We start from the raw sequence: 24,063 nt of genomic DNA on the forward strand, positions 1-24,063 counted from the left end.
GATATGAAATTTAACATCACTACATTAAGACCCTGGTTGTGCGCCGGCCTTTTCATGGCGTGCGCAACAGATGTGCAGGCATTCTGCTTCAAGGTTACGGGTGTTGGTACAGGCACCTCATCGATCCCGCAGAAAGTGGCCAATATGGGCTATACCGCAGCGCCCTGGGGAAACGGGGTGCTGAATGCTGCTGCGGGCACTATCTCCTTCGGCACCATCTCCATGGGCACCGGCGCTGAAGCGCTGGCACCCGCCGGAACTGTGATTGCCTCGGCTGACCTGCCGTTTCTCGATAAAGGAATGAAAGAGCCGTACGCCGCCAATCAGATCGTGTTTAAGTGCGCGCTGAGCGACGCTGAGGAGCTATACGAGGTTTACGCCCTGCCGGGCGGTTCAGGAATGTTTTATGGAGGAAAAGCCGTTACGGACATTGAAGGGGCTTATCAGACGCCAGCGATGGGGATCGCCTATCGTATTACCAATCAGAAGACCGGGCTCTATTACACTGGCTACTGGCAGGAACGCAAGCTGACCTCTGATGACTATTTTGTTGTAGATTCGACCCTCTACATTCCTGCTTCGTCTTTTGACAGCGCGACCTTTGAGTTACTCAAAACCAACGATGTTTATGGCACCCCTACACGCAACGCCTTCTCACAGATTGTGACGCCACAGGCTTATGAGGCGCTCAGAACCTCTGGCATCAATAACACCGCCAAAACGGGGAGCCTGGCTTATGCACCCACGCCAGCCATGACCTCGGCTGTCTGGAGTATGCGAGGCGGATCAACGACCATCATCCACGGCAATACCTGTACCCTCGCAGATTTTGATCAGGTTGTTAAATTGCCACCCATCAGCGTCGGCAATCTGCGAATCGGTGACAAGAGCAGTAACACCTTCAATGTCGCCATCAGTTGCGAAAAGGGTGCGCATTCTGGCACCGCAACCAACGTCAATGATGCGCCTGTCGCGGTCGGTTTTCTGGTGACACAGCCTGCCGCGCTGTCTCAGGCGAGTACGCTGGGTCTTCAGACCAGTGCTGGCGGCATCAGTCATCTTCTGGACAACAACTACGGTGCCAGTGGTGTCGCTTCGGGGGTTGGAATTCGTCTTTATGCTGCAACAGGCGAAGCACTGAATCTGTTGTCCAGCACCGCGACTACCGGCTCCGGAGCCGCCGCAGGCTGGTATGGCTATGCGGACCTGATGGGACAAAGAGGCGTAACGACCGAGGGCAACACGGAGTATGGAGGAACTTTTACCGCTTCACTCGAACAACTCCCGGGATTAACCGCTCAGGCAGGATCAGTTAATGCGCAAGCACAGATTATTGTCAGCCTTCAGTAACCTGCTGCTGACCGGTGTACTCATGCTGTGCACCGGCTCCGCCTCTGCGGTTGTTAACACCACGCAAAGCCGACTGGTCTTCGATGAAAACAGTGAGGTGCAATCGCTGACGGTGGTGAACTCCCACAGCGCACCGGCGCTGGTGCAAATCTGGACCGATGACAGCGATCCACTGAGTCCGCCGGATCGCATAAGTACGCCGCTGGTCGTCGTCCCTCCCCTGTTCAGGCTGGACCCGGCTGAATCGCGCACCCTGCGCGTGATGCTGCTTTCACGCAAAGATATGCCCCAGGATCGGGAACGATTGTACTGGCTGAATATTTACCAGATTCCACCGACGCCCCAGCCACAGGCCGCGCAGGAGAAGAAAGTCATTTTTCCGCTTCGTATCCGACTGAAGGTTTTTATACGACCCGCAGGGGTTAAAGCCCCGGAAGAGGAAATCGGCAAGAAGCTGAAGTTTACGCTTAAAGCACTCAACGCGCAGAGCAGAGAACTCTGTGTACAAAATCCGACTCCCTATTATATGAATCTCGGGAGTCTCAGCCTGGGTAAGGAAATGCTGACATCAGAGATGATTGCACCCTTCTCTTCCAGCACCGTTGCCCTGAAAAAAAAGAGCGACAGCCGCATATTAACGTGGTCTGTCATTGACGATTATGGCACACAGAAATCCTATAAAAGAGAGCTGAGCTGCCCGTGAAAACTGATACGCTCAAAACGATAAGTATGACATATTTCCACAGGTACCATATGTCCTACGATTTAATCGCTTCATTCATCCAGCATGAGATGAATATTCAAACCATTACCCTGAAACACTTTCCCGGCCTGGAGGATCTTTTAACTGCCATCGAAGAAAACAGCATTGACATCATTATTTTTAACTCCTCATGTTTATTTGATGGGTCGTTCCGCGAAAAAGAGATCCGGAGAGTGCTGGACGCATCGTGCGGTAACAAACATATCATCACCATTTTTTTTGCTCAGAATATGAAATCGGCGCTGCTGAAAAAAATGCTCGATGCGGGCGTCAATATTGTGGTCAGTCTGCAGGACAGACCGCAGGAGCTGATTAAAGCACTGGCAGAGAAAATGACCACCTCAGACGAAAAGACCTATATTTCTCAGTCTGTCTGTGAAAATCTGCAGCAGGAGTGTACTGAACTGACACCTAAAGAGTGGGAGGTGATTAACCTTATTCGGGAGGGATATTCGCTGTCAGAAATTGCCTCTAAAAAATGCCGTGCCATGAGCACTATTTCAACACAAAAAAGAAACGCAATGAATAAACTTCATCTGCGAAATGAAAACGAATTATTGCTTTTCCTGCATCAGAACGAATTCTTTTAATTTTATATTATTATCTGGAAATTCATGTTTATAAAATTCATCATGCCACTGGCAGGAGGACTCCTGCTGTCAACCCATGCCTGCGCACTGTCGCTGCAGGAATCGCTGATAGCGGCCAATAGCTATAATGCCGAAATTAAGGCTGCCCGAAGCGCTCATGACGCCGAGGGACAGAAAAAATATCAGGGCTTTGCCGGGCTGTTACCCGCGATCTCGCTTGACGGATCATGGAGTCAAAGCGATCAGCCCGATGCCGCCTACTCTGCGGGGGTCACGCGCCATAACTACAGCGTCAATCTGTCACAACCCCTGTTTGACCTGGCAAAATATGCAACCTGGCGCAGAACCGTTGTGGCCGGTGACTTAGCCGATGTGAATTTGCTGATTGCTCAGCAAAAACTGATCGGCGACGTGACGAACGCTTTTTACAGTGTGGTTTATCAGCGCAGTGTCCTTAACACAAAGCAGCGGATCCTCACCGCGTTCAGCGCCCGGCTGAAGCAGACACAGAAAGCGCTGGACGTCGGCGATGGCACCCACCTCGATGTAGCAGAAGCGCAGGCTAATTATGATAAAGCCGTCGCCGATGTGCTGGCGGCTGAAAATGATGTAAACGATGCCAGCCTCTATTTCCATCAGTTAACCGGCAGAGATCCCCAGGCTATTTCGGACAGCACGCTTCGCTGCGTGCGTTTTCAGGAAAAGATTAGGCCTGAACACGTAAAACGCACCGCCGCAGCCAATAATCTTGACGTGCTGGCCGCTATCGAAAGACGAAAATCCAGCGAGGCTGACATAGTCACTGCGACATCCGCGCATTTGCCAGTGGTGACCTTTCAGGCTGGCTACGGCAAAAACTGGAGTCGCGCCGAAAACGGAAATTATCTCGATACTCTGTTTGGCACCACATCCAAAACGGATAACACACAAATCAGTATCAATGTTTCAATTCCCCTCTTTGCCGGAGGCGGCCAGATTTCGCAGAGTCTGGAAGCCGCTCATCGCTATGAACAGAATAAAGACCAGGTTATCGATGCCCGCCGCAAAGCCGAACAGCAGGCCATTCAGGCAGCGTCCGGCGTTCAGAACAGCCAGACACAGATTAAAGCCTACGAACGCGCCATTCGTTCGGCGAATAAACGGCTGACGGCTACCCGTTATGGTCGCGAGATCGGCCAGCGCACGCTGATTGATGAGTTCAATGCCGAAAAAGATTACTTCCAGGCTATACAGGATCTGGCCCAGGCGCAGAACATCCTGATTCAGTCGATTGTGAAATTAAAAACAGCCACCGGCTCGCTCGATTACGCCGCGATGAAAATTTTTAACTGTGGTACGGCCTAATCGGGAATATTACGCATGAATAACGACTTATTTCGTCAGGAATCACTGGATGCAAAGAAGACCAAAGTATTGGGTTCCGTTGCACTCTATTGTCCGCCCTTCCGCTGGATGATTATTACTTTGGTCTGCCTGCTGGTTGCCGTCCTTATCGCCTTTTGCCTGTTTGGCAGTTACACCAAACGGGAAACCGCCCAGGGTGTACTGGTGCCGGAGAACGGCATGATGAATATCACCGCGATGAGCGCCGGCACGGTTATTTCCCTTCCCGTTCGTGAAGGTGAGAGCCTGCAGAAGAACAGCCGGATCGCGATCGTTTCTTCGGAGATCTCCACCCGCTATGGTCAGACCCGCGAGGCGATTGCTGCCCAGCTGGAGTTCCGGAAGGCGGGGCTGAGTAGCCAGCTGGACAATCTGGCCCAGCTCAACCGTGAAACGCTGAACGCGTTGCAGGAAAAAGTCACTCTGCTTGGCCAGCAGGCGAAAGAGCTGGACACCCTATACCGTCAGCGCACACAGCAGATCGAACTGTCAAAAACCCAGCATCGCAAGATGAACGCGATGCGCCGGGAGGGCTACGCCTCAAATACCCAGGTAGAGCAGCTGCAGAACGATCTGCTTGATGCCCGCGTACGCCTGCAGGACGTTGCCCGTCAGCGCATTGATGTCCGGCAGCAACTGGCTCAGGCGCGACAGCAGTTACGCGAACAGCCTATCAGCTACGACAGGCAGAAGAGTGAACTGCAGCAAAAACTCTCAGAGATTACGCAGTCGATCGTTGAGAACGAATCCCATCGCTCAATCGAACTGCGCGCCCCCGAAAAAGGCACCGTCAGTGCCGTTCTGGTTAAGCAGGGACAGGTCGTCAGTGCGGGCCAGACGCTCGCGACGGTGCTGCCGGACAATGTTCGTCTGCAGGCACGCATCATGCTCAGCAGCCGCGCGATCGGTTTTATCCGGCCCGGCCAGCGTGTGGTGTTGCGCTATCAGTCCTTTCCCTGGCAGAAGTTTGGACAGCAGTACGGAACGGTGCTGGAAATCTCGAAATCCGCGCTTTCCCCGCAGGAGGTGGCCACCATCACTGGCGACAACCAGGTTAAGGAGGCGATGTATCAGGTGAAAGTCACGCTGGATAAGCAGACCGTGCAGGCCTATGGCAGACAGAGCAGCCTCCGTCCCGGAAGCGGACTTGAAGCCGACTTCATTGTCGATAAGCGCCACATCTACGAATGGGTTCTTGAGCCGCTGAATGCCCTTGGCAAGATGACTTCACTCTAAATTTCTCTACTTAATCAGGTTTATCATGGATTTATTTCACAAACTTAATCTGTCCTTTCGTCAGAAGCTGCCTGTTTTACGCCAGACGCAGGCCGCGGAGTGCGGCCTGACCTGTATCGGCATGATTGCCGGATTTTATGGTCACCATATTGATATGGTTTCGCTGCGCCAGCGGTTCCCCACTTCCCTGAAAGGCAGCACGCTGGCGAATGTCATGTCATTCGCGCAGAACCTGGGCCTGGGCTGCCGCGCTGTCAGGCTGGAGCTGGAAGAGCTTGATAAGCTGAATACGCCCTGTGTGCTGCACTGGGATATGAATCATTTCGTGGTGCTTAAGGGCGTCGCCAGAAACAAACTGATTATCCACGATCCGGCGCGCGGAGTGCGCAAAGTCCCCATGGATGAGGTTTCAGCTTCGTTTACCGGCGTGGCGCTGGAACTCTATCCGGCCTCAACCTTTGAGAAGAAGGATGAAAAGAAATCCATCTCCATGCTCAGCCTGATACGGAATGTCTCCGGGTTAGGGTCGGCCTTTATGCAGGTAGCCCTGCTCTCGCTGGCGCTGGAATTCTTCGGCATCATTACACCGTTTTATATGCAGTGGGTGATCGACCAGGTGCTGGTATCGGCGGATCGCGATTTACTGACGCTGCTCGGTGTCGCGTTTGTCTGCATCACGCTGTTTCAGAATCTGATCTCAGCGCTGCGCAGCTGGGTCAGCACCTGGTTCTCCAGCCTGCTGAGCGTGCAGTGGTCATCCAATCTTTGTGCGCATCTGCTGGGTCTTCCGCTCAACTATTTTGAGGATCGCCACGTCGGGGACATTCTTTCGCGCTTTGGCTCCATCAGTAATATTCAGAGCACGCTCACTGGGCGCTTTATATCGTCCATTTTTGATGGCGTGATGGCCATCGTGACGCTGGCCATGATTTTTACCTACAACGTGACGCTGACCTTTGTGGTGATCGCTCTGTTCATATTGTATGCCCTGATACGCTGGATCTCATTTGAACCCTTTCGTCAGGCCAATGAGGATCAGCTGATGGCGTCGGCAGTTGTGCAGTCGCAACTGCTGGAATCTATCCGCGGCGTACAGGCGATAAAACTGAATAACAAGCAGGATCTGCGCGTCTCGACCTATACCAATGAGACGGTGGAATCGACCAACAAAGGGATCACCATCCAGAAACTGTCGATTGGTTTCAGCACATTGCAGGGCACGATTTCGGGCGTCGGCAAAATCATTCTTATCTGGCTGGCAGCGGTGCAGGTGCTGGATGGCAACTTTACCAGCGGTATGCTGGTGGCATTTATCTCCTTCTCCGATCAGTTCATCTCGCGCTCTGCCGGGCTGATCAACGCCCTTATCGAATTCAAAATGCTTCGCTTACACGGAGAACGTCTGTCCGACATTGTCCTGACTGAGAAAGAGCAGAACATGGAAAGCCATGTCGAATTGGCGGAACAGTCAGGGCCTGTAGGTCTCGATATCAGCGACCTCTCCTTCCGCTACTCCGCCACCGACGAAGAGATCTTTTCCGGTTTCAACCTGAGTATTGAGGCCGGAGAATCTGTCGCCATCATTGGCCCATCCGGGCAGGGAAAAACCACGCTGGCAAAACTGATGCTGGGTCTTCTGAAGCCTGAGGCGGGCGTCATCAGCGTGGATGGCATCGACCATATTAAGCTGGGCATGACCTGCTACAGAGATCTGGTCGGCAGCGTAATGCAGAGCGATATGATGTTTGCCGGTTCCATCATGGATAACATCAGCTTCTTCGATACCAGCCTCGACAGGAATCAGGTCGAGAGAGCGGCCCGCATCGCCCAGATTCATGACGACATTATTGCGATGCCGATGGGCTATAACAGCATGGTCGGTGACATGGGTTCGTCGCTCTCGGGCGGACAGGTTCAGCGCGTTATTCTGGCCCGTGCGCTTTATCGCCAGCCACGGCTGCTCATCCTTGACGAGGCGACCAGCCATCTGGATGTGGCCAGAGAGAGCGCCATTAATGATGCCATCAGGCAGATGAGTATGACGCGCGTCATCATTGCACATCGTCCGGAGACGATACTAAGCGCAGATCGGATCATTCACATCCACCGCCACGGCGTAAAAGAGATATCCAAAACGGACTTTGTGGCACTAATTAACTCTTCTCAGGTTCAACCATCAGCCAGCTAAGACGGGCCGCACTGCGCCTGTCTGACCATTACATCAAGGAGCCAGTATGAATAACAGCTTAATCTGCGTGGAAGGCACCCTCCGTTTTGACGAGGAAATCAAAACGCAGACAATTAACATGATCATGTTTAAGCATGGGCAGCAGATTACCGTCAACCGGGACACACTTCCGGCCGGCAGCACATTTTTCGGCCATATTTCACAACAGATCGCGAATGCCGAAAAGATTCTCAATAATTTCAGCCTCGTCAAAATGGATGAAGTCAAAGACGGGACCTTTTTTACAGATACCCTACAGACCATCTATACTTTCTCACCCAGCCCGGTCACTGATAATCGTATCTGGCAGGTCACCTGCTCCTGTCTTATTTCAGCCAATGAGATCATTAACTTCGGGTCGATGTATCCGGACGAGACCTCAATGAAAAATGAAATGCACAGGTTAGAACACTGTGTAAAAAACTTTTCGCCAAAAATAAGTTAATTAATTTAACATATAATCGTAAAGGAGATTAAATTAAATCATTCAACGCCACCATTGCTCTAAAAATAGAAATGGTTCTATTTCAGCTCATTCACGTTAAATGCATAATTAACGCCGTCAGTTAATAACAGAAACATTAACTGACTCCGATAATTAATTTAAGGGAATATAAAGTGCGTGATTTAAATATGATGGAAATTGAAGCGGTATCAGGGGCTGGCTTCTGGAGCGCGTTTAACAGTGCAATCCTCGGTGCAGTGGGTGCCGGAAGCGCCGGTGCAATCATCGGCGGTATGCATGGTGGTGACGGCGGTGGCATTCTGGGTGTCGGAGCAATCGGTCAGCTGGTCGGTATGCTGGGTGGCGGCCTGATCGGGGTGGTGGCCGGCTCCGTCGGTGGCTGGATTGTAGGCTGGAGTGATCCCGCAACCGTCATTGCCCTGGTCACGCAGTTCTTCAGCAACGCCTCTAGCGGTCTTTTCCATAACGGTCCGGCGGCTAAGTAATCTGAGCAGATTGATAACGTAACGGGATCAAAGGGGTGCTGGTAAAGCTCCCCTTTTTTTAATGGTTTATGATGCCCGGACGCTGTCGACAGGCTGAAGAACGCGGATTGAAAGAGCCGGTCTTCACTTTCTCGGTTTTCCTCTTAAACGAAACATCTGCGGCCAGAACAGGCAGATGAGAGAGGTGAAAATCTGTCGATTCTGGCCAGTACTCAGGAGGCTTCACACGCTTAAAACCAGAGGATAGGACCGGGACAGGCCAGAACTCACTTTTATGATTCAGGCATTATTCAATTAACGTCCCGCACTCTTAGCGCGTCCGGAATCAGCGATGTTGATAGTCTGAATATCGTCAAAATGACAACTCATTTTTTTCGTCTCTCTCGGGTTTCAGGCTCGATTGATGCAGGCGCGGCAAGAACAGTGAATGAGCAGATCGGTATCAGTCTCAACAGCATTAATATCATCAGCCTGATTAAAAGGACGAATATTCTGCCATTCTGTACAGTCAGCAGCGCGATCAGAAAGAAGTTAAATCTGGTAACTGCGATGAAATGATGCTTATTAAAAAAGATCTGTATTCACTAAATGGGCCTTTCTGCTGCCCGCCACGGGATAAAAGCATTGCCAAATGAGAATAGAATATTAGAAATTTACATCTCTTTAAGATAACTCCAGAACTATGAAAAAAGTTAAACTGTTTTCTTTATGCCAGGCACATTCAGATGCATAACTATTACATCATCAATGGCTTCATTGAGTTTCATCCCGCAACCAGTACACTGCGAAACCTTAACGACCCGGAAAAGGTGGTGGTCCTGAACTCTCCTGCAGGTCGCTGTCTGTTGTTGTTAATCAACAGGTATGACACGATCGTGACGCAGCAGGAGTTTATGGAGATTGTCTGGGAAAAAAATGGCATGCTGGTTTCGCCCAATACTTTCTACCAGAACATTTCAATTCTGCGCAAAGGATTAAGAAAAGCCGGTCTGTCTGTAGATCCTGTTGTGACGATTCCTCGGGTCGGGCTGACGCTGGCCAATGGCACCGAAATCAGAAAACGCAGCGGCGAAGAATCTGAAACTGATAGCCCCGGGAGCGTCGCTTCTGATGGAGAGCAATCTCCTGAAACTGCATTACAGGAGCGAAAGAGCCTGTTACATTCCCCTGAAGCAGTAGAGGCCGACACGCCCACGCCCCCCACCGAACCGCCACTCCCCGACAGCTCTATAAAAATCCCCCGCTCTGCAATAGCTTACCGAAACGCATCCTGTGTGCTGCTGTGGACCGCCGGGCTTATAACCATCGCTTTACTGGCCATGACAGTGAATTTTTACAGAAGCAGTGACAATAACCGACACTACTTCAGTAAATATTTTTTTCTGGCTCACGCTAACGGTTGTCACGTTTTTTTCGACAGTAAAAACACAACGCCGGATACCCGAATCAGGGTGATGAAGCTGGTTGAGCAGCTGGAGAGTTCCTGCAGCAATTATCCCTGGGTCTACATCACCTACTATTACATGCTGCCCCGGATTTCGGTTATCCGCTGCAACAGGCAGATGGAACAGCCAAATACCTGTATCTCAGATTACTATTTCAGAGGCCTGGAACAGAGTGATTAAGAAACTCGTGGGGGCGCTGTTATGTGCCATCATCATCTCTGAGAGTCTGTATTTATTCAATGCGTATCTTCAGCGTGAGCAAATCGATAGCTTTAACTGCACTGCAAACCAGCTCAAACATTACAGCAACGAAACTTATTACCTTACGCTTAATTTCATCGTACGCAGCAACTTTGGCCTGGTGCACATAACAGGACATTCCGATAAAAATCCTGAAAAGATCGTGAACCGTAAGATCTCTTTTAAACTGCAGCGTAATCGCGATCTCTATTATATGGTTTCGCAAAAAAATATCAGACTGCCGGATGACAACATCAGTGATGAAGAGTTGAGCCTTTATGTTCCGGCTTTTTTTGTCACTTCAGGCAGTGATATCTATATGCAGATCCTGAAACAGAACAACAGAAACTTTCTCTTTAAGGTGGAATCGATTCCTACCTATGTGTGCAATTCTGATAACGGCAAAGGCCACTGAAAGAGCACAGACGCTATTCACATTAAAGAAAGAAATCGAGGCCCCGCGCAGTGGCCTCGATTTTTGCCTTTCTCTGCTCGCCTGTTATCCGCTCAGTAACGCTCACAGGTAAAGAGATAGGAAAGCGGCCCGCTGATGAGGTAGCTCTTATCATCTACTTTTGTGAGATCCAGTTGCAGATAGGTCGGATCCAGCGTGATTTCTGAAAACAGCAAATTAAATATGGCATCCGGTGTTGTATCGTTGGTTGCGGTCACGATGGTTCTGATTTTATAGCGATAGGTGTTGCTCTCTATTCTGTTACCACTGCTCAACGCGATGCGCCGGTTAAGTACCGTTACGGCGTCACCGGCCGTCACCTGACCGTTCAGCAGAAGATAACCTGAATGCGGGTCGATAAAACGCAGGTCCTGTGAGACATAGAAGTCCAGGCGTTTACCTTCGTGACGGCTGAGGTCATAGCGGCTGAATGCTGAGCAGCGAAAAGGCAGATCGTTATCCTGACGTTTAAACATCACACCTGCGATAACGGCCACTAACAGGGTCAGTGACAGCGTTATTGTCACAATGACGCTCCGTTTCAATTCATTCTCCAGTCAAGGTAGTAGAAGTTGTCGCAGGAAATGATGTGGCCATCACTGTTCAGGTTGCAGGCAGAAAGAATGGTTCTGCCATAATTGGTCGTGTTAAAGGAGGGATTCTTATCAAAATAGATCCGCCTTCCCGGCACGCAGGATTGCTTGTTTTCCCGGAGCATCTGCAGAATCTGTTTATCCAGCGACTGCTTCTCAAACACATCCAGGCCCTGGATAATGACGGCCTCGCAGCCTCCGTCCAGTCTGATGGTACTCATCGATGAACGCTTTCCGAAGAGATTATGCGCAGTGTAGTAGCCATAAGCACCAGCCAGAACAGCCAGCACTACCAGGCCAGACACTACCTGTCTGAAGGAGATCAGAGGCTTTTTGTCCGCCGGGAGGGTGAGTTCTGGCACATCAACTACATCCTCACGATTAACCCCTTCCTCCGCCTGATCTTCCGTCTGAGCCTCTGAGTCCGCGAGTACAGGAGGAGATTCGCGTTCTATTTTTATCTCGGTATTTAACCGGATGCCAATCCTGGGAATGGTGATAATCAGATTTTCACAGCCATAGGCTGCCAGCGCCCTGCGCAGAATACTCAGATACTGATTCAGATTACTGTTTGATCCCCGCAGACCATATTTATCCCAGACCTCAGTCAGCAGAGTCTCACGCGCCAGTATTTCGCCCTGAGAATTCAGCAGCTGCTCAAACAATCTGCCGGATGAAATGCTCAGGCTCAGCGTCTCCTCAGTGGGAATATGGCTCAGCGTGCAGTCATCGGAGTTGTAAGCAATCTGGTCATCGATAATGTAAATCATTAAGAATTCACTGGATTTATGCTCATTTCTCACAGTATAAATCAGCTTATTTAAAGAAGCACCTGGGAGACAATATAAGCGGAAAGGCATCAGAACCGGGCGTTCAGGCCGGAGAAGCAGCCTGTATTGTTTATTTGAATCAGCGACGACAGTTATGACGCGTTAGCTAAAAAACTGCCGATTTAATGACTCATGTGCCTGCCAGAGCGCGCCCCGGTCGTGGCTGATTTATTGCGCAGGTCAGAGATCCCTTCTTTCAACCCTGGGTTCGCCTCATGATCAACGGCCCTTTCCGGCTGACGGCCGGGAAGGACCGTTGTCTCAGCCGGCAGAGGAATCCCGAAGAATCTGCACCTTTCCTGACAAAAATGGCCAGCGCCGCGCAGCCTGACGATTTTTAGCCGCACTACAATTAACCGGGAGAAAATCACCTTCGGGGACATCAATGAAAATTGCAGCTTTCGATATTGGCGGGACTTCATTAAAAATGGGTGTTGTGGACGACAGGGGAAACATCCTTGCCAGCGACAGTGCGGATATTTCACACAATGCACGCGACAGAATACTGCAAGACATGCTGGCCTGGCTGGAAAAGAATCCTGGCTGTGCGGGCATCGCCGTCAGCACGCCCGGTTATGTCGATGCCGACGCCGGATTTATCGCCATGGGCGGCACGATCCGTGACTTTGACCAGTTTCATCTGAGCCAGTGGCTGACGGAAAAAACGTCGCTGCCTGCCACGGTGGAAAATGATGCACATTGCGCCCTGCTGGCGGAGCAGTGGCTGGGTAAAGCCACAAAGCTGAATGATTTTCTGATGTTAACGATTGGTACCGGATTAGGCGGCGCGGCGTTCTGTAACGGCGCACTGATCCGCGGAGGCCGGAATCGGGCGGGTGAGTTTGGCTGTCTGCTCACTTCGCGTCCCACCAGCAGCGATATCGAACGCCACACCATGAGCCAGAGCTGTACCATGACGGCACTGCGAAAAAACTACAGTCAGCTGCAAGGGCTGGCCATCGATGACGTCACGGGTAAAGACGTTTTCGATGCGTATGAGCGAAATGAAGACGCTGCCCGGCAGAGTGTCGCTCAGTTCTACCAGGATCTTGCAGCCTGCTTATACAACCTGTTCAGCGTCTTTGATCCGCAGATGATTTTTATCGGGGGAGGAATTACAGCCCGCGAGCCATTTCTGGCGGAGCTGGGTGCGGAGCTGGCAAAATATGATCTGGATATTCACATCGATGCCGCCACCTATGGCAATGACTCCGGCATGCTGGGGGCAACCTGGAATTTTCTGCAGCGCCAGTCGCCCGCCGAAACACTAAAAAATGGCTGAAATACCGATATCAGTATAACCAGCCCGGTTCAGGCTCAGTGCCGGAGTTTTGCCAGCTCGTCTGACGTCAGGCCTGTCATCTCCATAATGGTCTTATGCTCCAGGCCATTCTGTAACATGGCGCGCGCGATTTTCAGGGTGGCTTCGCGTTCACCTTCCGCGCGCCCTATATCAACGCCTTTCTGCTCAAGCTGCTGTGCAATGGTCATCAGTGCATCTCCGTGTTGTGGCACCCGCTGTGCCAGTTCGCGAACGAAAGCTTCATAGTCAGCTGACTCACCAGCCTGCAGTAAATAGTTTATCAGCGTCAATACCTGGGGTGAAGAGAGATAATCAGCCATCAGCAAAGAGGAGAGACGGTCTGTCAGCGTTGCCATGTCACGTTGACGAATATGTTTCTGTAACAGCGTCAGCGCCGCCATACTGCGATGCGTCATGATCTCGTCATCCGGGATTACCGAAACGTCAACCAGAGGAAACGCGCCGCTATAAAGCGCCTCCGCCACATGGGGGTCCTCGAACTCGTCAAACCAGCGGGTTGACCAGGGATAGGGTGAGCGCTTTCCGGCATAGAACAAGACCGGGATCACCAGAGGCAGCCGCTTATGCCCTGCATCAAGATGACGCTGCATCGCCGCAACCGCATAACGCAGCAACCTGAAGGCCATATGCCTGTCCGGTGTGGACTGATGCTCAATCAGAACGTGGATATACCCGTCACCGTTCAGGGTTCTCAGGCTGTAAAGGATGTCACTGTAGTACTGACGCAGATCCTCTTCCACAAACGAGCCTGACTCAAGCTTCAGGGTGTTAAGGTCGCAGATCGCGAGCAGATTCTCCGGAAGATGGAGTTGCATAAAATCCCGCGCAATATCGGGATGCGTCAGAAATTGCCGGAAGGTGGCATCATGAGGTGTTGGATTATTTTTCTTTTCCATGGTCATATTTTGTATTCCTTTCGTACGTTATTAACATTACAAAGTGAAAATAATCCACACATGACCAGTATCGTGACATTGCGCGGCTATTCATTCACCTGACACGAAGGCTTCCATTATTCATCGATAATGCTGAACGACACAGACACTCGCGATAGCCTCATAAGCAATAAGCCATAAAGACATTAAAATTCAGCATGATGTAGAGAGCGTTCTCATTGAGAGATTAAATTCAGACATGAGGCGTGACAATATCGATACCGGTAAATAAGGCCTTAAAGGCGCCGGATATTCGTCCAGAATGAAACCGCAGACAGTTAAAAACTTATTCACACGATTATTGACGTGCCTGTAAACCTGACCTGTTTATTTAATAACGGTCAGCGACGACAACCATTCCTGGCTGCCGTATTCGCGGGTTCGATTTTGGGTAAATGGGCTATGGGCTAAAGAAGGATCGTTATACCAGCCTATTTTTGCCTGCAGAGAGACATCAGACAGAAGGCCAGCTGCCTCTGACTAATAAACCGGCATCATCAGCAGAACCGTCCGGCAAAGGTGCATTCCGGTAGTGTCAGGATAGCGGTCAGAACGAGTAGCTCAGTGCCAGCGTCGCGGATGCGTTGTTGCGCCGGGCAACGATTGGGCTGTCCGAAGCGTGTTTATCCAGCCAGGTGTAATCACCGATAACGCTGGCGGCCCACGCGGGCGTAAACTGATGGCTCCATGTCAGACTGCTGTCGGTGCCATAAAATCCACCCGCCGCGTCATAACGCTTAAACCCGCTCTGGGCGCTTTGCTGGCTGCTCACGCCATACCAGGTGTTCATATAGCGTCCATCGCCTGATAATGCCGCGACCTGCAGGGCCACGGTGTCGCTGCTGGTCTGCCAGGGAATCAGCGTTACCGATGTCCGGTACTGAACCCCCTGGCTGTCACTCAGCGGCAGCGTCGCTTTCTCCTCCAGCACCAGCCACGGCGTGACTGACCATCCCAGCGCCAGTGACGTGTTCAGCGTCGGGTCGATCTTTCCCATTCCTCTGAGCCGATCGTCACCGTCGCGCCAGGAGGAGTTCCGGTCAGAACGTCCCAGCCCGTACCCCAGCGTATGTTCCAGGTAGACGCCATTGTCCGTCTGCAGGTCATAACCCACCCCTTTCTGCGAGTCGAAAAAGAGTGCGCCATCGCGTGCCTGGACCAGCGGCATCAGCTGCCAGTGCTGTTTATCTGCGCCGCTGTAGCGCGGTGCATTGATTGCGGCGATGCCCAGCGTCACGCTCGGAGGCGGTGTTGCTGACGCATCTGCAACCGCATCAGCCGTCAAACAGCCCAGCGAAAAACAGACCATGTGAAGCGTTATTTTTCCGGTTATCATCACATCTCCTCATTATCACATCAGGGGCGGAGCTGAAGGATCCAGTGCCGCATCACCGCCCGGAGTATGCGCGGCGAGTGTCAATGAACGGCCAGGGATTTATGAAGAAACAGTCAAGGTGATCCGGAAATGCAGTCAAAACGTGTACTGATTATTGAAGATGACGCCGATGCCGCGGGCGTACTTGAGGCTTACCTGAAACGTGAAAATTATGAGGTCACGATTGCCGGTGACGGTCCTGGCGGGCTGGAGATAGCCAGACGCTGGCAGCCTGATCTGATCCTGCTGGATATCATGCTGCCGGGCATGAACGGCACCGAAGTGCTGGCTGCGCTGCGACGCCGCGATGACACGCCGGTGATCATGGTAACGGCGATGGGTGATGCGCCGGATCGCATCGGTGCCCTGCGCTATGGCGCAGATGACTATGTGGTCAAACCCTATCATCCGGGCGAAGTGGTGGCGCGCGTGCAGGCTGTGCTGCGCCGCAGCCAGAGTCATGCACCGGTCAGCGAGACCCTGCGCTGGGCCGATCTCGTGGTTGATCCCGTGGCACTCACCGCCGTGGTCGACAGCGGCAGTGCTGCGCCGCGCCGTCTGGATCTGACGCCAACCGAATTTTCTCTGCTGGTCACCCTGATGCGCGCCCCGACGCGCCCGTTCACCCGTCTGTTCCTGCTGGAACAGTGCCTGCCGGAGAGCGATGCGCTGGAGCGGGTAGTCGATACCCATGTCTATAACCTGCGCCGCAAGCTGGAAGCTGCGGGCATCTCAGACGTATTACCGGCGGTACGCAGCGTCGGCTACCGGTTCAGACAGCCATGAAGAACGATACCCATACATCGCTGTGGCGCTGGATCTGCCTGCGGGTGCTGTTTCTGGCCATCGGCAGCGTAATCCTGATCGCCATCTGCATGTGGCTGCGCTTTGCGGTGCAGGCCTTCTGGGTGTATCAGCGGATGCCGGCGGCGGTGGCAGAAGAGTTCACCCGGCTGCGCGTCAATCCCGCCAGCGATCCGGCGCGCTTTCACCAGATTGTCGATCGCTGGTGGGGAATTACCTTTTCCGATCCCTCGCTGGCCTCTTCTGACTGGCTGACCGTGCTGGTACTGGTCATGGTGGCCATTCCGTTTATGGTGCTAATCGCGCTGCGGTTTGCCCGACCGCTCTCCGTGCAGTTCAGCCAGCTGGCAGGCGCGGCGCGGGCCGTATCGAAAGGCGAATTTGGCCGGACGGCCGCGGTGGTGAAAGAGGCCCCGCAGGAGCTGGTGCGTTTTACGGAAGACTTTAACCAGATGACGCAGCAGCTGGCCCGTTATGATCGTGAGCTGCGCACCTCGCATGTGGCGATGGCCCACGAACTCCGCTCGCCGCTGACGGCCGCGATGGGCCGTCTGCAGGGCATTCTGGATGGCGTTTTTCCGGCCGAGCCGCAGCAGCTGGCGATGATCATGAAGCAGCTGACGCAGCTCAGTCGCCTGACCGACGAACTGCATCTGCTTTCACTGGCGGATGCGGGGCAGCTGACCCTGAACCGCGAGTGGATCAATCCCGGCGAGCTGCTGCGCGAGCGCAGCGGCTGGCTGCTGCCGCAGGCGGAACAGGCGGGCGTGAGCATCAGCGTGACCTCGCCGGAGGATCTGCTGCTTTACGGTGATGCTTTCCGCCTGGGTCAGGTGGTCACCATCCTCATTGAAAATGCGCTGCGCTACGCGGCAGAGGGTGGCGCACTGCAGATCACGGCCAGCGCGCGCAATGGGGCTATTGTGCTGACTTTCCGGGATTACGGTCAGGGTGTGGAGCCGGCATTTCTGCCCCGTCTGTTTGACCGCTTTACCCGCGCCGACTCCTCCCGCGCCCGTCATTCGGGCGGCAGCGGCCTGGGCCTGTCGATCGCCAAAGCGATTGTCGAGGCGCACGGCGGGGCACTTGAGGCCACGCTGCCTGCCGACGGCGGATTGCTGATTGGGATCACGCTGCCTGTGGAATAAAGCGTTCTGACTTGACCGTTTCTTGATGGTTCATGGAACGTTTCTGGACACAAGCCGGGTTCAATGAGCACAACTCATTAAAGGAACCCGGTTATGACAGACTTCTTATCTGATGCTGCCCGTCAGGTGTGGCGTCATCTCTTCACCGTTCACATCGTTGCGCCCGTGGTGTTTGTCCTGCTCGGCGTGTTCATTCTGGCTGGCTGCCGGGATAATAATCCGCCGCCCGCCGCTGCGCCGATCCGCCCCGTCAGAACCACGATCGCCCCGCCGCCCAGTACCGATGCGTCACAGGTGCTGACCGGCGAAATCCGCGCCCATGAGGAGGTTGCGCTGGCGTTCCGGCTGGATGGCCGGGTAGTCAGCCGCACGGCGGAACTGGGCGATCGCGTCAGCGTCGGCCAGCCGCTGGCAGCCCTGGAAAAGAGTCAGTCGCGTAATCAGCTTAGCAGTGCGCAGGCCGATCTGGACAGCGCCCGCGCCGCCGAACAGGTCGCCGCGCTTAATCTGCACCGCATGACGCTGCTGATGCCCGGCGGTGCCATCGCCCGCAGTCAGCTGGACAGCGCGCGGGCAGACTGGCAGAGCGCGCAGTCGCGCCGTATCAGCAGCGAGGCCGCGCTGAAAAATGCCCGGGATAACCTCAGCTGGACGCAACTCAATGCACCCGCGGCGGGCCGGATCACTGCGGTTTCCGTTCAGCCGGGTCAGGTGGTCAGCGCCGGACAAACGGTGATGACGCTGGCCGCAGATGATGCGCGCGATGCGGTGTTTGATCTGACCACACCTGCCCTGTTACGTCCGGAAGAGGGCGCACCGCTGAAAGTTACGCTGCTCGCCGATCCCAGCGTTCAGGCCAGTGGCACGGTGCGCGACATCAGCCCGCAGGCCGACCCCCAGACCCGCACCTGGCGGCTGCGAATCACCCTGCATCAGCCACCTGAGGCGATGGCGCCCGGATCCACGGTTATCGTCAGCCTGCCCGATGCGCAGCCCCCGGTCATCGCCCTGCCCGCCAGCGCCCTGACCCGCTCAGCGGACCAGCCCGCGCTGCTGGTGGTGGATGCCGCTTCACGCCTGCAGCTCCGGCCTGTGGTGCTGGCGCGCTTCAGCGCCCGGCAGATCTTTGTCGCCTCGGGAGTGCGGCCCGGTGAACGCATCGTTACCGCCGGAATCAGCACGCTGCAGCCCGGTGAAAAAGTGAATGTGATGCAGGAGGCGCAATGAACAGACCGGCTGGCATCAATTTCTCTGGCTGGGCGCTGGCCCATCAGCAGCTGGTGATCTTCTTTATGCTGCTGATCATGGCCGCCGGAGTGCTGAGTTATGAGCATCTGTCTCGCAATGAAGATCCGGCGTTTACCATCAAAACGGCGGTCATCTCGGCGCAGTGGCCGGGTGCGGATGTGAATACCACCGTGCAACTGCTCACGGACGTGCTGGAACAGAAGGTGCAGGAGATCCCCTCACTGGATGCGGTAGAGAGTGAAACCCGCGCCGGACGAACGGTCATTTACGTCAACCTGCGCGATGACACCCCCCCCTCGCAGGTAGCGGGCATCTGGTATCAGTTGCGCAAAAAGATGCAGGATGTCACCCCCTCACTGCCGCAGGGCGTCGTGGGTCCGGCGGTGAACGACGAATTTGATGACACCTTCGGCACGATTTATGGCTTCACGGCTGATGGATTCAGCGACAGAGAGTTACGCGACCGGGTCGATGCAGTGCGCCGGAGCCTTGCCAGCCTGCCCGACATCGGCAAAACCCGGCTGCTTGGCGTACAGGAGCAGCAGGTCGTCATCGCCTTTTCTCCGCGCAGGCTTAACGGCATGGGGCTGGATTTACAGCAGGTCAGCGACGCCATCAAGGCGCAGAACGACGTCGTTCCGGCGGGCAGCCTGCGCACCGATCGCGAGAATATCGCATTGCGGGTCAGCGGCACCCTGACCTCGGTAGAGAGTCTGCGGGCGATAACCCTGCACATCGGCGACCGCTTTATACCGCTCACCGATCTCGCCACCCTCAGCCTGCAACCGGCCGATCCCCCGACACCGACGTTCCGGGTCAACGGCGTGCCCGCTATCGGGCTGGCGATCTCCATGGCGGCCAGCGGCAACATGCTCGATTTCGGCAAACAGCTCAATCAGCGCATGCAGACGCTGGCCGATCAGCTGCCGCACGGCATCACCCTAACCCGCGTGGCCGATCAATCTTCTGTGGTCAGGAGCGCGGTCAGCGGGTTTGTCCGGATCCTGGGCGAAGCGGTGGTCATCGTACTGGCCGTCTCCTTTGTCTCGCTGGGTCTGCGTGCCGGGCTGGTAGTCGCCGCGGCCATTCCGCTGGTGCTGGCAATGACCTTTACCGGCATGTTACTGGCAGGCATCGGCCTGCAGCGGATCTCGCTGGGCGCACTGATTATCGCGCTGGGGCTGCTGGTGGATGATGCCATGATCACCGTCGAGACGATGGTGGCGCGGCTGGAGGCGGGCGACAGCCGATGGCAGGCCGCGACGTATGCCTTTAAAACCACCGCGTTCCCGATGCTGACCGGTACGCTGGTAATGATCGCCGGTTTTATTCCGGTCGGGTTCGCCGCCTCCAGCGCGGGCGAGTACTGCTACTCGCTGTTTGTGGTAATCACCCTGGCGCTGCTCTGCTCCTGGGTCGTCGCGGTGATCTTCTCTCCGCTGACCGGCTGCTGGCTGCTGTCCGCGACGGCAATCAGGACCCAACAGCCGGGCTGGCTGATGCGCGGCTATCATCGCCTGCTGGCGCTGATCCTGCGCCACCGGCTGATGACAATTGGCGCGGCCCTGGCGACGCTGCTGGTCAGCCTTTACGCCACCAGCTTTATGCAGGGTGAATTTTTCCCTGCCTCCGATCGGCCGGAGCTGCTGGTCAGCCTGACGCTGCCTGCCAGCGCGGCCCAGGCGGAAACCACCCGCCGGACTGTCCGGCTGGAACAGATGTTGCGCGATGATCGGGATGTGGCGAACTTCACCAGTTACGTGGGGTCGGGAGCGATACGCTTCTATCTGCCGATGGATGTGCTGCCTGACAATGAAAACATCGCGCAACTGGTGGTGGTGGCGAAGGATCTGGCGGCGCGCGATCGGCTGCGCAACAGGCTGGAACAGGAACTGGCGGCAGATTTCAGCGACATCACCACCCGCGTCTCGCCGCTGGAGCTGGGCCCGCCGGTGGGCTGGCCGCTGAAATATCGCATCACCGGCCCGGACAATGCCAGGGTACGTCAGGCTGCCAGCCAGCTGGCGGCGCAGCTCGCCCGCTCTCCGCTGACCCGCGACGTCAATCTCACCGCGGGCGAACCGGAGCGGGTCATGACGCTGGCGGTCGATCAGACCGCCGCGCGCGCCGCCGGACTCTCCTCCGACACGATAGCCCAGGCGCTGAACACCCTGCTGTCCGGCAGCGTGGTGACCACCCTGCGCGATCGCAACCGGCTGATCGATGTGGTGCTGCGCAGCAATGATGCAGAACGGCAGGACACCGACACGCTGGCCGGATTAATGATCACCAATGCCAGCGGAAAAAAAATCCCGCTGCGGCAGGTGGCGACCCTGAACTGGGGCGTGGATGATCCGGTCATCTGGCGACGCCAGCGGTTGGCCGCCATCACCGTCCAGACGGATATCGCGCCCGGCCTGCGGGCGGAACAGGTTTCACAGCAGCTTGCTCCGGCCATTGCCTCGCTGCGCGCCACGCTGCCCGCCGGATACCGCATCGAAGAAGGCGGCGTGGTGGCGGAGTCGGATAAAGGCAACGGTTCGGTGTTTGCCCTGCTGCCGATCACGCTCTGCGCCATGCTGCTCCTGCTGATGATCCAGCTCCAGCGCTTTTCCGGCATGCTGCTGGCGCTGAGCATGGCCCCGTTTGGCCTGCCCGGCATTGTTCTGGCGATGCTTCCGGCGGGGACGCCGCTGGGATTTGTGGCGCTGCTGGGCATTATCGCGCTGGCAGGCATTATCATCCGCAACGCGGTGATCATGATCAGTGAAGTGGATGCCAACCGTCGGGCCGGGCTGCCCGCCAGTGACGCGATCAGGGAGGCCGCACATCACCGTGCGCGTCCTATTGTGCTGACCGCCTGTGCGGCCATCCTCGGCATGATCCCGATTGCCCATCAGGTGTTCTGGGGACCGATGGCGCTGGCGATCATCGGCGGGCTGATCAGCGCAACGCTGGTTACGCTCACGGTGCTGCCCGCGGCGTTAAGCCTGCTGTTGCAGCGCAGTGCGCGGTAAACCGCCTCCGGCGGAAACGCCGGAGGCAGTCAGTTCATCACCTCGACCAGAATCAGCGGGCACTTTCTGACTTTGCAGGCCTGACTGTAGGCCAGCGAGCAGACCGAACAGAGGTCGCGCACGTCAGACTGGTACTCATACTCCATGAAATAGCGGAAACGGCCGCCGGCAGAGTCTGTTCGCCAGAATCGCTGCGGCTCGAGAATTTCGTCCAGTTGCCTGAATGTCAGGGCTGACGGGTTATGAAACCCGACTCTTACGCGGTATGTTGTCATGCTCCGATTATTGGCTTCCGGGCACCCTGCCGCCAGCTGGTTATTGTTTTCAGTATGATAGCTGCCGCTTATCAACCGGCGTCGCCCGGTGCCGCCGGTGAGTCCGGCAACAGCGCCAGCAGATGCAGAACGGCCTTCGATGGATGATGGCGACGCCAGGCAAAGGCAACATCCGTAAACAGCGTGTTGTTCTCAATGTCGCTGAAGCGGACCTCGGGATTGTCGACGCAGCGCATCGACTCCGGAACCAGCGCGATGCCGCAGCCCGCCGCGACCATCCCCAGCGAAGTGGTGATCTGCGGCGCCTGCTGAAAGGTATGGCGGGAAAAGCCGGCCCGCAGACAGGCCGTAACGATCAGCTCATAGAGGCTGGGTGAGACGTCGCGCGGAAAGATAATCAGGGTCTCGTCCGCCAGTGCAGAGAGCGCCAGCACAGGCGTGCCGCTGAGGGGATGGCTGCGCGGCAGGGCAATCAGCATTTTTTCGGTGGAGATGAGGCGCAGATTAAACGCCTTGCTGCTTTCACACGGCAGCCGGATAAAGGCGGCATCCAGCAGCCCCTCCTGCAGATCCTGCATCAGCAGGGCCATATTCTCTTCCCGCGTCAGCAGCGTCATCGCCGGATAGCGCGCCGTAAACTGACGGATCAGGGTAAAGATGCGCGGATTAAACGCCACCGAACTGGCAAACCCCAGCGAGAGCTGACCGCTGATCCCACGCGCGATACCGCGCGCATTCTCCAGTGCCTGGTCGGCGAGCTGCACGATCTGCAACGCATCCGCCAGAAAGGCTTCCCCCGCTTCCGTCAATTCCACCCCGCGCGTCAGCCGCTTTAACAGCGGTGTGCCAATCTCCTGCTCCAGCCGCAGTATCTGCTGACTCAGGGGCGGCTGCGAAATCCCCAGCATTTCGGCGGCCCGGGTAAAGTGAAGCGTCTCAGCAACGGCAACAAAATAACGCAGATGGCGCAATTCCATATCAAAAACGTCTCAAAGTTAACAGGTTTCGCTATTGGACCCGACAGCGGAATCGGTTCACCATTAGGTTAACACGGCTTAACGGTTATTCGATGAGGCATCAAATGAGCAATTATGTAACTGATTGTTCCTGTGAGGATCAACTCAAACACACCGTCCTGAAACTTTCTCAGGATGCACCAGAAAGCGTTATATATCAGACCTCTCTGATGAGTGCGCTGCTGAGCGGCGTATATGACGGTAATGTCAAAATCGCCGACCTGTTGCGTAAAGGTGACTTCGGTCTGGGCACGTTTAACCGGCTGGATGGCGAAATGATTGCCTTCGACAGCAAGGTCTATCAGCTGCATGCCGATGGCAGCGCTCATCCGGCCGACCCGGCACAGAAAACCCCGTTTGCGGTGATGACCTTTTTCCGACCGCAGCACCGCTATGAGTTTGACCGGCCGCTGTCGCGAGAGGCCATTCATCAGGTGATCGACCGCGAGATCACCTCCGATAACCAGTTCTGCGCGTTGCGCATCAGCGGTCATTTCAGCCGCGTCGACACCCGCACCGTGCCGTGCCAGTGCCGTCCCTATCGCTCAATGCCGGAGGTCCTGGGCGACCAGCCCACCTTTGCTTTTCGCCAGCGCGCGGGCGAGCTGATTGGATTCCGCACGCCCCAGTATATGCAGGGGATCAACGTCGCAGGCTATCACGAACATTTTATTACCGACGATCGCCAGGGAGGGGGGCACATTCTCGACTATGCGCTGGAACGGGGCACCCTCACCTTCGGAGCCATCAGCAAGCTGGTCGTGGATTTACCGCAGGACAGCGATTTTCTGAATGCCGACCTGAACCCCGCCAATCTTGACGCCGCGATTCGTGCGGTCGAAAGCTAATCAGAGGAATG

22 protein-coding genes are annotated in these 24,063 nt (G+C 55.2%); 16 read left to right on the top strand and 6 right to left on the bottom strand.

All coding sequences use genetic code 11. From position 1 onward, the window contains the following. The first annotated feature begins 3 nt into the window (after positions 1–3). The 10 genes from J1C59_RS19055 (at position 4) to J1C59_RS19100 (ending at position 10,600) form a co-directional block, all read left to right on the top strand. Complete coding sequence (locus J1C59_RS19055) at positions 4–1,350, top strand: fimbrial protein (RefSeq protein WP_140916781.1); 1,347 nt, start codon at positions 4–6, stop codon at positions 1,348–1,350. Beyond that, positions 1,316–2,053 carry a fimbria/pilus periplasmic chaperone gene (locus tag J1C59_RS19060; RefSeq protein ID WP_242281395.1) on the top strand — a complete coding sequence of 246 codons (738 nt, stop codon included), beginning with the start codon at positions 1,316–1,318 and terminating at the stop codon, positions 2,051–2,053. Before J1C59_RS19055 ends, J1C59_RS19060 begins: the two co-directional genes overlap by 35 nt. Positions 2,054–2,103: 50 nt before the next feature. Beyond that, positions 2,104–2,703 (top strand): LuxR C-terminal-related transcriptional regulator, encoded by a 600-nt coding sequence (locus tag J1C59_RS19065; protein ID WP_158086880.1) that lies wholly within the window; start codon positions 2,104–2,106, stop codon positions 2,701–2,703. A 24-nt stretch (positions 2,704–2,727) separates the two neighbouring features. Further along, the gene (locus J1C59_RS19070; RefSeq protein WP_128085419.1) at positions 2,728–4,047 is read left to right on the top strand and encodes a TolC family outer membrane protein; all 1,320 of its coding nucleotides are present in this window, start codon (positions 2,728–2,730) and stop codon (positions 4,045–4,047) included. Between the two features lie 15 nt (positions 4,048–4,062). After that, positions 4,063–5,322 carry an HlyD family secretion protein gene (locus tag J1C59_RS19075; protein ID WP_140916782.1) on the top strand — a complete coding sequence of 420 codons (1,260 nt, stop codon included), beginning with the start codon at positions 4,063–4,065 and terminating at the stop codon, positions 5,320–5,322. Between the two features lie 25 nt (positions 5,323–5,347). After that, on the top strand, positions 5,348–7,510 hold the full coding sequence (locus J1C59_RS19080; RefSeq protein WP_128085418.1) for a peptidase domain-containing ABC transporter: 2,163 nt from the start codon (positions 5,348–5,350) through the stop codon (positions 7,508–7,510). A gap of 46 nt (positions 7,511–7,556) precedes the next feature. After that, positions 7,557–7,994, top strand: coding sequence for a DcrB-related protein (locus J1C59_RS19085; protein ID WP_128085417.1), 438 nt, complete (start codon positions 7,557–7,559; stop codon positions 7,992–7,994). Between the two features lie 173 nt (positions 7,995–8,167). Then, positions 8,168–8,500 (top strand): colicin V synthesis protein, encoded by a 333-nt coding sequence (locus tag J1C59_RS19090; RefSeq protein WP_128085416.1) that lies wholly within the window; start codon positions 8,168–8,170, stop codon positions 8,498–8,500. A 725-nt stretch (positions 8,501–9,225) separates the two neighbouring features. Continuing rightward, positions 9,226–10,125, top strand: a complete 900-nt coding sequence (locus tag J1C59_RS19095) for a winged helix-turn-helix domain-containing protein (protein WP_128085415.1) — start codon at positions 9,226–9,228, stop codon at positions 10,123–10,125. Further along, the gene (locus tag J1C59_RS19100) at positions 10,118–10,600 is read left to right on the top strand and encodes a hypothetical protein (protein WP_242281396.1); all 483 of its coding nucleotides are present in this window, start codon (positions 10,118–10,120) and stop codon (positions 10,598–10,600) included. The genes J1C59_RS19095 and J1C59_RS19100 overlap by 8 nt, the downstream gene beginning before the upstream one ends. A 92-nt stretch (positions 10,601–10,692) precedes the next feature. Here J1C59_RS19100 and J1C59_RS19105 read toward each other — a convergent pair whose 3' ends face one another. Next, on the bottom strand, positions 10,693–11,166 hold the full coding sequence (locus J1C59_RS19105; RefSeq protein ID WP_242281397.1) for a FidL-like protein: 474 nt from the start codon (positions 11,164–11,166) through the stop codon (positions 10,693–10,695). Between the two features lie 14 nt (positions 11,167–11,180). After that, the gene (locus tag J1C59_RS19110; protein ID WP_128085433.1) at positions 11,181–12,002 is read right to left on the bottom strand and encodes a winged helix-turn-helix domain-containing protein; all 822 of its coding nucleotides are present in this window, start codon (positions 12,000–12,002) and stop codon (positions 11,181–11,183) included. A gap of 445 nt (positions 12,003–12,447) precedes the next feature. Between J1C59_RS19110 and J1C59_RS19115 the strand changes: the two genes are divergently transcribed. Next, positions 12,448–13,344: an ROK family protein gene (locus tag J1C59_RS19115; protein ID WP_128085412.1), complete on the top strand. Its 897-nt coding sequence runs from the start codon at positions 12,448–12,450 to the stop codon at positions 13,342–13,344. Between the two features lie 35 nt (positions 13,345–13,379). Here J1C59_RS19115 and J1C59_RS19120 read toward each other — a convergent pair whose 3' ends face one another. Then, positions 13,380–14,282, bottom strand: coding sequence for an Rpn family recombination-promoting nuclease/putative transposase (locus tag J1C59_RS19120; RefSeq protein ID WP_128085432.1), 903 nt, complete (start codon positions 14,280–14,282; stop codon positions 13,380–13,382). Between the two features lie 586 nt (positions 14,283–14,868). After that, positions 14,869–15,657, bottom strand: a complete 789-nt coding sequence (locus J1C59_RS19125) for a MipA/OmpV family protein (RefSeq protein ID WP_128085411.1) — start codon at positions 15,655–15,657, stop codon at positions 14,869–14,871. Positions 15,658–15,786: 129 nt separating this feature from the next. Between J1C59_RS19125 and J1C59_RS19130 the strand changes: the two genes are divergently transcribed. The 4 genes from J1C59_RS19130 to J1C59_RS19145 all read left to right on the top strand — a co-directional run bounded on the left by J1C59_RS19130 (position 15,787) and on the right by J1C59_RS19145 (position 21,913). Then, positions 15,787–16,482: a response regulator gene (locus tag J1C59_RS19130; RefSeq protein WP_128085410.1), complete on the top strand. Its 696-nt coding sequence runs from the start codon at positions 15,787–15,789 to the stop codon at positions 16,480–16,482. Continuing rightward, positions 16,479–17,648, top strand: a complete 1,170-nt coding sequence (locus J1C59_RS19135; RefSeq protein WP_128085409.1) for a sensor histidine kinase — start codon at positions 16,479–16,481, stop codon at positions 17,646–17,648. Before J1C59_RS19130 ends, J1C59_RS19135 begins: the two co-directional genes overlap by 4 nt. A gap of 93 nt (positions 17,649–17,741) precedes the next feature. Then, complete coding sequence (locus tag J1C59_RS19140) at positions 17,742–18,875, top strand: efflux RND transporter periplasmic adaptor subunit (protein ID WP_140916773.1); 1,134 nt, start codon at positions 17,742–17,744, stop codon at positions 18,873–18,875. Next, complete coding sequence (locus J1C59_RS19145; protein WP_140916774.1) at positions 18,872–21,913, top strand: efflux RND transporter permease subunit; 3,042 nt, start codon at positions 18,872–18,874, stop codon at positions 21,911–21,913. Before J1C59_RS19140 ends, J1C59_RS19145 begins: the two co-directional genes overlap by 4 nt. Positions 21,914–21,942: 29 nt before the next feature. Here J1C59_RS19145 and J1C59_RS19150 read toward each other — a convergent pair whose 3' ends face one another. Both J1C59_RS19150 and J1C59_RS19155 read right to left on the bottom strand, forming a co-directional pair. Next, positions 21,943–22,188, bottom strand: coding sequence for a hypothetical protein (locus J1C59_RS19150; protein WP_111138264.1), 246 nt, complete (start codon positions 22,186–22,188; stop codon positions 21,943–21,945). A gap of 71 nt (positions 22,189–22,259) precedes the next feature. Beyond that, positions 22,260–23,165 carry a LysR family transcriptional regulator gene (locus J1C59_RS19155; protein WP_128084326.1) on the bottom strand — a complete coding sequence of 302 codons (906 nt, stop codon included), beginning with the start codon at positions 23,163–23,165 and terminating at the stop codon, positions 22,260–22,262. A gap of 104 nt (positions 23,166–23,269) precedes the next feature. Here J1C59_RS19155 and budA point away from each other — a divergent pair, with 104 nt between their 5' ends. Next, positions 23,270–24,052 carry an acetolactate decarboxylase gene (gene budA, locus J1C59_RS19160; protein ID WP_128084325.1) on the top strand — a complete coding sequence of 261 codons (783 nt, stop codon included), beginning with the start codon at positions 23,270–23,272 and terminating at the stop codon, positions 24,050–24,052. Positions 24,053–24,063 lie beyond the last annotated feature (11 nt).

The sequence above is a fragment of the Pantoea deleyi genome, assembly GCF_022647325.1.
GTDB classification, from domain to species: domain Bacteria; phylum Pseudomonadota; class Gammaproteobacteria; order Enterobacterales; family Enterobacteriaceae; genus Pantoea; species Pantoea deleyi.